At 53.5% G+C, this 10,401-nt stretch carries 8 protein-coding genes, 1 tRNA gene, 2 rRNA genes and 1 pseudogene; 4 read left to right on the forward strand and 8 right to left on the reverse strand.

Annotated elements, in window-relative coordinates:
* The 3 genes from AC2FNC_RS18635 to AC2FNC_RS18645 form a co-directional block, all read left to right on the forward strand.
* A 23S ribosomal RNA gene (locus AC2FNC_RS18635) occupies nucleotides 1-230 on the forward strand; the annotation flags it as partial.
* A 182-nt stretch (nucleotides 231-412) separates the two neighbouring features.
* Nucleotides 413-527: ribosomal RNA gene (rrf, locus tag AC2FNC_RS18640) — 5S ribosomal RNA — on the forward strand.
* A gap of 122 nt (nucleotides 528-649) precedes the next feature.
* Nucleotides 650-726 (forward strand) — tRNA-Met (locus AC2FNC_RS18645).
* Nucleotides 727-1,025: 299 nt separating this feature from the next.
* On the opposite strand, the gene AC2FNC_RS18650 is transcribed toward AC2FNC_RS18645, so the two are convergent.
* The 6 genes from AC2FNC_RS18650 to AC2FNC_RS18675 all read right to left on the reverse strand — a co-directional run bounded on the left by AC2FNC_RS18650 (nucleotide 1,026) and on the right by AC2FNC_RS18675 (nucleotide 6,775).
* Nucleotides 1,026-2,393, reverse strand: a complete 1,368-nt coding sequence (locus AC2FNC_RS18650) for an RES family NAD+ phosphorylase (RefSeq protein ID WP_496716222.1) — start codon at nucleotides 2,391-2,393, stop codon at nucleotides 1,026-1,028.
* Between the two features lie 160 nt (nucleotides 2,394-2,553).
* Complete coding sequence (locus tag AC2FNC_RS18655; RefSeq protein ID WP_496716224.1) at nucleotides 2,554-3,798, reverse strand: hypothetical protein; 1,245 nt, start codon at nucleotides 3,796-3,798, stop codon at nucleotides 2,554-2,556.
* 187 nt (nucleotides 3,799-3,985) lie between these two features.
* Nucleotides 3,986-4,204, reverse strand: coding sequence for a hypothetical protein (locus AC2FNC_RS18660; protein WP_496716225.1), 219 nt, complete (start codon nucleotides 4,202-4,204; stop codon nucleotides 3,986-3,988).
* Between the two features lie 122 nt (nucleotides 4,205-4,326).
* On the reverse strand, nucleotides 4,327-4,566 hold the full coding sequence (locus AC2FNC_RS18665) for a helix-turn-helix domain-containing protein (protein WP_480474875.1): 240 nt from the start codon (nucleotides 4,564-4,566) through the stop codon (nucleotides 4,327-4,329).
* Between the two features lie 120 nt (nucleotides 4,567-4,686).
* Nucleotides 4,687-5,298, reverse strand: a complete 612-nt coding sequence (locus AC2FNC_RS18670; protein ID WP_496716226.1) for a hypothetical protein — start codon at nucleotides 5,296-5,298, stop codon at nucleotides 4,687-4,689.
* Nucleotides 5,299-5,761: 463 nt separating this feature from the next.
* The gene (locus AC2FNC_RS18675) at nucleotides 5,762-6,775 is read right to left on the reverse strand and encodes a helix-turn-helix domain-containing protein (protein WP_496716227.1); all 1,014 of its coding nucleotides are present in this window, start codon (nucleotides 6,773-6,775) and stop codon (nucleotides 5,762-5,764) included.
* A 206-nt stretch (nucleotides 6,776-6,981) separates the two neighbouring features.
* Between AC2FNC_RS18675 and AC2FNC_RS18680 the strand changes: the two genes are divergently transcribed.
* Nucleotides 6,982-8,472 carry an amidohydrolase family protein gene (locus AC2FNC_RS18680; protein ID WP_496716229.1) on the forward strand — a complete coding sequence of 497 codons (1,491 nt, stop codon included), beginning with the start codon at nucleotides 6,982-6,984 and terminating at the stop codon, nucleotides 8,470-8,472.
* A 288-nt stretch (nucleotides 8,473-8,760) separates the two neighbouring features.
* On the opposite strand, the gene AC2FNC_RS18685 is transcribed toward AC2FNC_RS18680, so the two are convergent.
* Nucleotides 8,761-9,945 (reverse strand): tyrosine-type recombinase/integrase, encoded by a 1,185-nt coding sequence (locus AC2FNC_RS18685; protein WP_496716230.1) that lies wholly within the window; start codon nucleotides 9,943-9,945, stop codon nucleotides 8,761-8,763.
* A 177-nt stretch (nucleotides 9,946-10,122) separates the two neighbouring features.
* Nucleotides 10,123-10,401 (reverse strand): annotated as a pseudogene (locus AC2FNC_RS18690) (recombinase family protein); the annotation flags it as partial.

The following is a 10,401-nucleotide window of genomic DNA, read 5'->3' on the forward strand; positions in this document are numbered from 1 at the left end:
ACGAGAGGACCGGGGTGAACGATCCACTGGTGGACCAGTTGTCGTGCCAACGGCAGTGCTGGGTAGCTATGATCGGACAGGATAACCGCTGAAGGCATCTAAGCGGGAAGCCCCCCTCAAAACAAGGTCTCCCTGAGGGCCGTGGAAGACCACCACGTCAATAGGCCGGAGATGTAAGCGCAGTAATGCGTTCAGTTGACCGGTACTAATCGCCCGATAGGCTTGATTTGATCCAGTAATGGAAAGACAAATCAAAGACATACACACCTTGAGTTGGATAGCTGTGTCGCGCCAAGCGACACTGTTGATTGACATAACAACCGTGCAGGAACGCGCATCCGCTTCGCGAATACGCTGCCTCCTGCGCGTCGCCTTTTTGCAAAGCAAAAAGAGCGACGGGGATTTTCCTCGGTTTGGTGGTCATAGCGCAAGTGAAACACCCGGTCCCATCCCGAACCCGGAAGTTAAGCACTGCCGCGCCAATGGTACTTGGGCTTAAGCCCCGGGAGAGTAGGTCACCGCCAAACCTAGTAAAATCCCCAATCTCTCAACACGATCAAAACATACTCGACCCAGGCCTCAAATCGCGTAAGCAACAGGCCAGCCAACGGTCTCAAGTAGCCGAACAGGCAATAGACCACTAAAGTGTCGCGGGATGGAGCAGCCCGGTAGCTCGTCAGGCTCATAACCTGAAGGTCGTAGGTTCAAATCCTACTCCCGCAACCAATCTTCCAGCCAGATATCAAACACTTAGCCTCGCATCACGCAGGGCTTTTTGTTTTGTGCCACAGCCCGTGGAAGCACTGTGGAAGCAAGCGAAACGTAATAGACGTGTGTTGAACGGGCAACAGAAGAAGCTTACCCAAATCCAATCAATTGGTCGCGAGGAGCCCAAACCGGCCATCCCCAGGCTATCTGTCTCCTACAGACGCAGTCGGCAGGTCGCGGCCCAAAGCGGTCCTCAATTAGCTTCACCCAACCAATAGTAATTCGCATTTTTGGCAGTGAATCTGCCCTTTGCTCAGCTACTCATGAGATAGCTCTGAAATTTCAGCAATTGACTGGACCGTTATGCTCAAGCAACTCTCAGTCGCTAGAAATCGGCTTCCCCAGTCTTTGTACTGGGTTTTGTAACTGCACAAAACCGATCTTGGTGTGCCGGTTAGATCTTTACCAAACCTGTTTTGTAAATGACGTTCCACGCGGTCAAGGTCGAGGGAGCGATCTGTTGCTAAAAGGTATTTTGCGTTCTTAGATACCGCTTTTCGAACATCAAGGTCGCAAACTTCAAGCAGATCTTGAAACGCAGTCAATGACTGTTCATCAAACTGGCTGAAGACGTACTCATCCGTTTTAATGGGCCCATCATAATCTGACACATGAACGTTTAGCACATAAAGGAATTGCTTTCCTCCAGCATCATTAGGGAGTGAACCAAGCGCTTTTTCGACCCGTCGTTCATAGGAAAGACTACTGAATGGGTTTCGCAATGTGTCTCTAAAGAAGGGAGAGTCTCCACTTTTTGAAACGTAGTCTTCGCCACAAGTCCAGGTAATCTTGCTTCCAGACAGCTCACCGCGTCCAACGACTGTGCAATCGTACATCCCGTACCCGAGGTCTTTATCAACCTGTATCAGGTGCAAAGAAGATACGTCCAAACTATCTGTTACACGGTCCGGGTGAATTGCAACGTTCCAGCCGCCGAAGTTTGCCACGCTGGGATAGAGAAGCTGCTCAAACCTGCCACTTCCCAGCAAAAGAGAGCTGTACAAGGCAGTTGCACGATATTCTTCATCTTTCTCTTCTAAAACGATCTTTCGAAATTGGTCAGCAATAAATGCATCGAACACAATTTGTTTGGTAGCAACTTCAGGTGCTGTTTTTTCGATTAGCTCTTTTGCTGCCTTGGCCTGATTGTCGTGCAAAGCCGTTAGCAGCGGTGGCGTAGAGCCGTGCCGTCGATAATAGTCCAGCCAGCCAACAATCACGGTATCGAGTTGAATGTCTTTTTTGGGTGACAATTCCAGAACCTGATAGAGTTCTCCCTCCTCAGCTTTGATCTCAAGCAGCGCTGTTTCGATATCCAATGCCGCGTAGTAAACTGAGTTCTCTTTGGTGTTGCATCGACCATACTTTTTGTGACGCGGATATTCCGGCGTAAGCTTCCTTGCAACAAGACCAGAAAGATCCGTTACAAGATTGCCCTCATCCGCACGTCGTATTCGAAAGCTAGGCGCATTCAGCTTCCACGTGGTCATCACATCCCCGTTCATCATGCGTACGAGATGCGAGTTTATTTGGGCGTCTGGTAGACCCGCAGATGCCACGTCCTTAAGAGAAGCAATTGCAGCCAACGTTTCATCAAGAGTGTATAGAGCGTGTGTATTGTTCATTTGCGATTATTGTGGCCTTGTGGAGATACAGTTTTTTGTAAGAACCAATTCGAACCTATTACGGCGTTCTTTCTTGCAAAGTATTGAATTTAAAAATGTATTCAAGAGGCGGTGTGAACCGAAGTCGCCTGTATTGGCGGTGTTCAATGGCGGCTTTGTGCTATTTGTGAATCGTAGTAAAGCCCGCTTTCCCGAGCATTGCTGCCGTTCGTGATACTCGGCGCTGCAAACGCAGCGAATGTCGGCTTGGTGGCCTCTCAAGACAACCGATACTTTCCGCGCGCCTTGGAAAGCCGTTCTTCGAGTGGGGTGGTATGCTCTGCAACGAGCCGAGCCAACACGTCGGAGTAACTTTCAAAAAAACACTAAAATTGTGCGCACAAACGTCTGAAATTGCTGCGCGCGTGACGAACAATCCTGCAAGCTGGGCGTCCAGTTCACGCATCTTAGCAGTTCGGTTGGCTTCCATCACGTCGCAGGGCAAAACGCCCGCACAGTTCTGTAGCAAGTCGTTGCCAACCACAGCTTCGAATTGCCGCCAAAGCTCGTGTGTGGGCCAACGGGCGCGGTTTCCGTCTGCGGTCGGCATGCAGTAGCGAATGCGCCCCAAAGCGTCTGTGAAGGCGTCTCCGATGATGTCATGAACATCCTGCCAGTTTCGCAACTCGAACCGGTTGCGCAATTGCTTGGAGCCAAGGCGCATTTCAAAGCGCCAGACCTGACTTGAGGCCCGGTCGCTCAGATCAAGGGGCTGTTTGCCTGCGGCTTCAAGTGCTGCATTCCAGATGGTCAGCCAGCCCATCTTGTTCTGCTGGATCACTTCTGCCCGCTTGTCATATATCGCCAATTGCCGGTTGGCGACGGCCCCGGCACGCAGGCCAACAACACGCGCCCCGCTGGAAACCGTCGCAGTTTCATCAACACCAGTGTATTCCGTGACCTTGGTTCCGGGTGGTACAACCAAAGCTTCGCGGTCGGGTTCAAACCAAGGAGCCAGCAAGTCCACGGCGAAGTCAGCCCGAGCGACGCGCAATTGCGTTTCCACGTACTTGACCCCGAAGGCTTCCATGCAATCGCGAAAGTGTTGCTCCGCCCCCTCAAGGCCGCCTGTGGCGAGGCCAAAAGCGCGGAAATCGACAGTGATGCCGGGATTGTTTGGAATGCGGTCTTGCGGGTCTTGGAACAGCCACACAGCCCCATGGTCGCCAGTGTGAGCGGTGAAGCCGCGCGCGCCCTTGCTAGTCACATTCAACGACACTGAGCCGAATTCTAGAACGCAATCGCCATAGGTTTCTTTGGCATGTTGCTTGGCGGAGGCCAATTCGTCGCGAAAGTTGTCTGGGATATCCGCTTGGATAGTGAATTTCAGCCCATCAAACCCGGAATGCAGGATTGTTGCCTCCATTTGCGCTGACCTTCGCTTTCGTATTCGTGGAGGGGGGTGTTACAAGACCCCCCTCTATCGCGGCATGCCCTGCCGCTGGGATAGTTGGCGATGTGGGGAAAAGATTGCGGGGGCTTTTGCCCCCTTAGTGCCTCCGGCGGGGCAGCATTTGTTTTGGGGCCGGAGCGAAGCCGCTCCGGCGCTGCCATCACCTGGCATTGGTTTGACGGCCAATCCAGATTTCGGCGCGCTCCGCGCATTTGGCGATATTGAGCAGGTCCGAATGGTGGAAGCTGGTCGAACTCCGCCATTCGCCGGTATCGGACTTGTAAGAGCGGGACATATCGACCGAGTAGAAGCCATCATTGTCCCAGATGGTTGCGGTAATCAGGCCAATCTTGAATTTCTGTGCAGGCTGGTTTGCCATGGTTCAGTGTCTTTCTGTTGATGTTTGTGAAAAGGGGCGCAGGACCGTTTCGCCCGCGCCCCGTCAGAGCCATTCCGGCCCCAAAATCCCGCACGGCGCTGCCAACCCCGTGCGGGCAAAACTCAGACTTGCGAGGTGTTACGGCGGCGGCGACCTTCGGCCCAAATGCGCAGATCGCGACGGCGGTAGCGAACTGACCGGCCCGGTTTGTAGAAGGAAGGGCCAAAGCCTGTGACGCGCCATTTCTGCATGGTGCGCACGCTTTGGCAGAGATAGTCTGCTGCCTCGGTCTCAGTGATAAATCCATCCCAATAGTCTGATGTGGGGATGATCTGCTCGGTGGCGATTGCCTGCTGTTGCATGTTGTTCGTCCTTTCAGTGCAAAATGCCATGGGGCGAACATAGGAGCGCTTGGGTGCGAATTTCGAGCGAAAGCGCTGGACGAATTAACCGCGAATTTGAACAACAATTCGTTCAGTAGGCTAAGCGCGCTCACGGATGCAATCTTTTAACTCCCTCATGACGCGCGACGTTGGAATGCTTGGGTCGATACTTCGAAATGCTTCAGCGCAAAAGCGAGCGGCGTTTGTTATCGGCTCGCCTGACGAAGTAACGTCCCGTGTAAACGCCTGACTTGTCGTTCCATTCCAAAGATCAGCGATGTTACGCATCCATAGACGCAACCCGTATGAGCGGACTTGTCCGGGTCTTCCTTTCGGGAGGTTGGCGCTTCTGCTGGTGGCTGCAATTTCCAAACCTTCAATCACTGAACGCAGCGTTGGAACATCCAAAATCACGCAAGGGACACCAATTTCCAGATGCTTCAAAGACACCGCCAGAGAGGGCTCGCTTGGGGCGGCTAATGATCCAGTAATACTTTTCTCCGCGTCACTATCAGCGTGCCTGTCGAGTTCCGACTGTGCTTTCCATGACAACTGCTCAAGTGAAGATTTCAGCCGATTGGCTTGTTTCGCTATGTCCTTCAGCTCGCGCGCAACGTCGCTGTTTCGAGGAAGGTTCTCAAATTTCGCAGTTTCCCAGCGGTACATAGCAGCGCTGTGTTCAAGTTTTTCCGTGAAAACCCCGATGTTCACAGGGTAGAGCTCCCCAACTTCACAAAGGTTTTGAACGTCGTTGGCATCGTATGTGTCTTTGTAGAATCTTGGTGGAACTACTTGGTTTTCGGGTACGATAAGTATGGGACTGCCTCTTCTATCGTGGACGAGCTTAACCGGGTTCCGATTCTTCTTATCTGGGTTTGCCTTTTATCGGGTAAGGCATGCGTCTGGTAGGTATGACGAGGCGCAAAGTATCGCCACTAGTTTGAGAACGGGCGCATACTGCGGTGTAACCCAATGTTGCGCTAACTAGAGGCTGACAGGCCAATAGCGTGAAAGTCTGCTCTCCGGACTTTTCTGCCAGTTGGCGGTTATGTTCAAATGGCTGCTGTTTGCAGTTCGCGGCTCTGGCGGTCGTAGCTTTGCCGGGATGTTGCCACTGATAGGCTTAGGTCAATAAATTTGCTTCGTAATAACAACAAAGATCTGAAAGATTTCTTCACGTCTCTGGACCAGTTCTGTTCACGTTGATCCGTGATCGGAAAGCTCGAGGGCTGAGGCCCACGGCTTCTCGGAATGCGCGTGAGAAGTTCGAGCGATCGGAGTAACCGAGCGCGCCGGCTATTTCGTCTACGGTGTCGCCGCTCGTTCGCAAACGGTCCTTTGCGTAAGCAATCTTCGCCCGGCGTAGTTCATCCGACACGCTGGTTTTTTCCTTGGCAAGACGTCGAGCCAAAGTTGCTCGGCTCATTGACACGAGGGTTGCCGCGTCATTGGCGCTGAGACCTCCCTGGCCGATCTTATGCGCGATTACAGCTCGGAAATCGGCGAGGAAGCGGCTCACGTCGTTTGTTTGATCGCATGTCCCAACTGAGTTTCCTAAGACCTTGCGATCGACAGAATGGACAAGCCATTTGGAGGGAAACTTCAATCGGAAGCCCATCTCATCGCCCTTGAGCCGTTTGAATTTCGAAAAACTGGCAGGAAGTACGTCTGGATTACAGAGAACAATGGTCATTTCGCCGGAGTCGAACCGGTCGCCCACGGCACGCCTGAGAATTCCCAGGCTGAGGCCCACCATTAAACCATCGTTCTGTGCCGGCAAAATTGTTGGGCGAAAAAGGCGAGTTTCACCGTAAATTGCCTGATCTCCTCTGATTTCCAGATATGTCGTCACCGAGCTTGCAACCTCGTTCGCTCGGCTGACAAAGGTCGAGAGAAAATCGGCCAACGAGCCCCCAGCAGAGAGCGCAGATTCGATCATTGGCCAGCCTCTTGGGTCCAGACGAGAGCCGACAGAAGCGCAGAAAGTCAAATCTTCCACCGCCTCGGCACAAGCCTCGAGAAACTGGTGGACCACCATTATGTGCACGGCCTCGTCGCCGCGCAACACTGCGTCTTCGGTCAGGCCAACTCTCTCGAGCACGATTTCTGGGTCGACCCCACGTTCGCTAAGCGCAGTAATCAAGGGGCGCAACAAGCTCAGCTTCGCGAGCGGAAGACGTTTGGTCATGTCGACTCCTGTGCCAACCGGCCCTCGAACGATGCGGCATCTGTCGGTCAGTTCAAGGCGCTGGAAACAAAATAACGCTTTCACGTGTCATTTTGGCGCAAAAATCCTTGGCGCCGACTCCAAATGACACGCCAGCTGTTTCAGCGTCTGACATATTTAGAAAACAGGTTTGATGCTCACGCGACGTGGCCAGTGGGACAGGCATTATGCTGACCCTGTGCGAGTTACGCTTGGCAAGGGCTAGAAAAGGAAAGGAAAAGAAAATGGGATTCTTGAGAAGCACTGTTCTTGCTGCATCAATCATGATGCTGACGGTATCGCTTGTAGCTGCTGAAGAAAGCCAAACGGCGCACGTCCTGATTAAGAATGTCAGGATCTTCGATGGGCACAGCGATACGGTGTCGGAAGCCCAGGATGTGCTCGTTGAAGGCAATCTGATTAAACAAATCGGCAACGGCTTGACGGCTGGGGACAAAGCGATCGTGATCGATGGCACTGGTCGCACAATGACCCCTGGGTTCATCGATATGCACCAGCACCTGATGTTGGGCGGACCATCCGGATTGTTTTCGACGGGTGAAGATATCGATTTCGCCACTGCCGGAGCCATCGCTGCCCAGAACATGTATGCCCACCTTCTGATGAAAGGCGTCACGACCGTGAGAGATATCGGCGGTAATTCCCTCGGGCTTGCCAAGGGTGTGAGAATGGGCTGGATGACAGGTCCACGGATTTATTCAGCGGGTCCGCCGATCGGGCCTCTTGGTGGCCATGGCGATGTCGGCGGTTGGAACCAGCACCTCGGTCCGGATGAATCAGTTTTGATGGGCAACCTCGCGACGACAAGCACGGTTGATGAAGTCATCAAGCAAGCGCGATGGAACTTTCGAAAGGGCGCAGCTTTCCTGAAAGTTATGCCAGGTGGCGGCGTATCAACAGAGTTTGACCCTCTTGAAGTCATCAGTCTTACGTTGGACGAGATGAAAGCCGCCGTTGCCATCGCCGAAGACAACAAAACCTACGTCGCTGCCCATGCCTACCGTGATGACGCTGTCAACCGCGCGATTGATGCGGGTGTTAAAGTCATAGAGCATAACTTTCTGGTTTCGGAAGAAACCATCAAACGGATGGCGGAAGAAGATATTATCCTTTCACTACAGGGCTATATGGCAGGAGTCGCCTTTGCAAACCCGGAAAGTGTTCCGTGGTACACCCCTGAGCAGATCCGCAAGGCCAAATCGGTTCATACCGGTACCCTGCAAATGGTGAAATGGGCGCGCGAGCATGATGTCTTCATCGTCAGCGGTTCCGACATGTTCGCCGAGCAGTGGCCCATCACGAAGAAAAACATCACCATCGAGGTGGAGTTGTTCGAGTTCACTCCGATTGAGGCGCTGCGCCATGCTACGGGAAATGCAGGGATCGTCCTTGAAATGTCCGGTCCCGCCAGGAACCCATATCGCGAAGGACCTTTGGGCGTAATAAAAGAGGGCGCTTACGCTGATATCCTGTTGTGGAGCGACGATCCGACGAAGGACATAAAAATTATTGAAGATGAGGATAAGTTGCAGCTCATCATGAAAGACGGTGAATTGTACAAAAACACCACTGTGCCACACTCTGATCCAACTTACCGGCCAGCTCCTGAAATGCGTGTAACGCCAAGTAACGCGGGAAGAGGTCGAACTGCGCTGTAGTTTTAAAGCTAACTCAGGGTGCGAATGTACCCTGAGTTTACAACATCGCTGTCCGCTTTCCGCGCACAGCGGCCAGTGCTGCATGAAACACCAAGGTCTGGATAGGGCTCAGACCCGTCATTCGAGAAATCGGCTTGAGGCGTAGCTTTACCCTACCCGGGGTATACCCGGCCCCGCGTATACCCCGGGTAGGGAGGAAATCCCTATGTAACGTATTGTATACGTAGACGCCCTACGTAATGTAGCCCGCCTATGTATACGTTTATGGGGCCGGTCCCGCAAAATGCCTTACCTAACTAGGCGCAGCCCATGGCTGGGTTCCTGCGCACCGACGAATGTGTTGAGCCGCGCGGCGTTTTCTTCCGCCGCTCGCCGTACCGGATCATCAGCCAGATGCGCATACCGCATCGTGGTTTGAATCTGACTGTGACCTAGCAGCCGACCGACCATCTGGATTGGCATGCCCGACGACACGGCATTCGACGCATAGGTGTGGCGTAGGTCATGAATACGAACATCATTCAAACCGGCCCGCTTACGTATACGACGCCATGGTTTTTGCAGGTCGGTCGCGTAATGGCCGGGAACAGCCCCGGCTATAACGTAAGTGTTGTCAGGAAGCCGTGGCAGCGCGCTCAGAACCGCTCGGGCCGCTTGTGGCAGGGGAATGCGCCGCGCACCTGTTTTGGTGTCTGGTAGCTCCATTCCGGTGTCTGTGATGAAAGACCATTGCAGGGTTTGGATTTCGCCGAGGCGACAGCCGGTCAGGATCAGCAACCGGAAGGCGGCGACAACAAAGGGCGACTCCGATCCATCGCGTTCCGCTTCTGCCAAGACCTGTCCGAGACGTTGCAGCTCGTCTTGGCTCAGAAACCGTTCTCGTTTCTCTTCGCGGTACTTCGGGACATGGCGACAGGGGTTTGATCCGTCAGGCCGCAAGCCCCAGATTTCCGCGAGATTGAACATCTTGGACAACACGCCCAATGTCCGATTGGCTTGATAGGGTTTGCCCCGAAACTTGTGGTGCAACTCGGCTATGTCTTTTCGTTCCACATCGACCACTTTAAAGCTGCCAATGGCCGGAACAATGAATAGGTCGATGGCCCTGCGGTATTCCCCTTGGGTGGACGGCTTGCAGCGCTCCTTGACGTGAGAGTCAAAGAACCGCTCACACAGGGCAGCGACCGTGGGCGCACGGCGATGCTGTGCAATCTCTTCGGCTGGGTTCTCGCCCTTGGCGACTTGGCCCATCAGTTCCTTGGCCAGTTTCCGCGCCTCGTCGACCGTGATCTTGCCATGTCGACCGATGGAAACACGCCGTGTCCGTCCGCCTTTGCGATACTGAGCTTGATAGGTCTTGGCCCCGGAGGGCATAACGCGGACCCCAAACCCGGATATCTGGCTGTCCCAGACAAAATAATCTTTCGCCTCAACAGGCAGGGCTTCTACGGCACGTTTGGTCAGTTTGGGCATCCCTCATCCTTTTCTGTCATCGCCCCGTGGAAGCATTATGGAAGCAACTGGAAGCGGTTCATGGCGTAAGAGGTAGGAATGGAGGGTGGCGGTCGTCAATTATAAATAAACAATTCCAATAAGATAGGGTGAGTCAGCGTTTTCGGGCGTAGTTGGGGCAAGTGGGCGTAAGCTATCTCATAACCTGAAGGTCGTAGGTTCAAATCCTACTCCCGCAACCACTTGGGTCGAACAGAGTCTCGAACAAGCCGCCCCTGGGCGGCTTTGTTCATTCTGGGCCAACCCAATCATCGCTGCCAGGGCACCCTCCAGTTCGATCTGCACGCCATCCCGTTCATGTTTGATCGTAACACGTTCAATCAGGCCCCGGATAATCTCCAAGGCCCCGGTGCGGATCGACGGATCCGATAGCGCCTGTGCCAGATCTGCGACCTTGGAGCGATAAAGTTCCGACAG

The organism is Ruegeria sp. BHSA123 (assembly GCF_059613425.1).

Excerpts from the sequence above, each read along its gene's own strand:
- AC2FNC_RS18655 (WP_496716224.1), bottom strand. The coding sequence starts at position 3,798 with ATGGAGGCAACAATCCTGCATTCCGGGTTTGATGGGCTGAAATTCACT.
- AC2FNC_RS18665 (WP_480474875.1), bottom strand. The coding sequence starts at position 4,566 with ATGCAACAGCAGGCAATCGCCACCGAGCAGATCATCCCCACATCAGAC.
- AC2FNC_RS18650 (WP_496716222.1), bottom strand. The coding sequence starts at position 2,393 with ATGAACAATACACACGCTCTATACACTCTTGATGAAACGTTGGCTGCA.
- AC2FNC_RS18660 (WP_496716225.1), bottom strand. The coding sequence starts at position 4,204 with ATGGCAAACCAGCCTGCACAGAAATTCAAGATTGGCCTGATTACCGCA.
- AC2FNC_RS18680 (WP_496716229.1), top strand. The coding sequence starts at position 6,982 with ATGCTGACCCTGTGCGAGTTACGCTTGGCAAGGGCTAGAAAAGGAAAG.
- AC2FNC_RS18685 (WP_496716230.1), bottom strand. The coding sequence starts at position 9,945 with ATGCCCAAACTGACCAAACGTGCCGTAGAAGCCCTGCCTGTTGAGGCG.
- AC2FNC_RS18675 (WP_496716227.1), bottom strand. The coding sequence starts at position 6,775 with ATGACCAAACGTCTTCCGCTCGCGAAGCTGAGCTTGTTGCGCCCCTTG.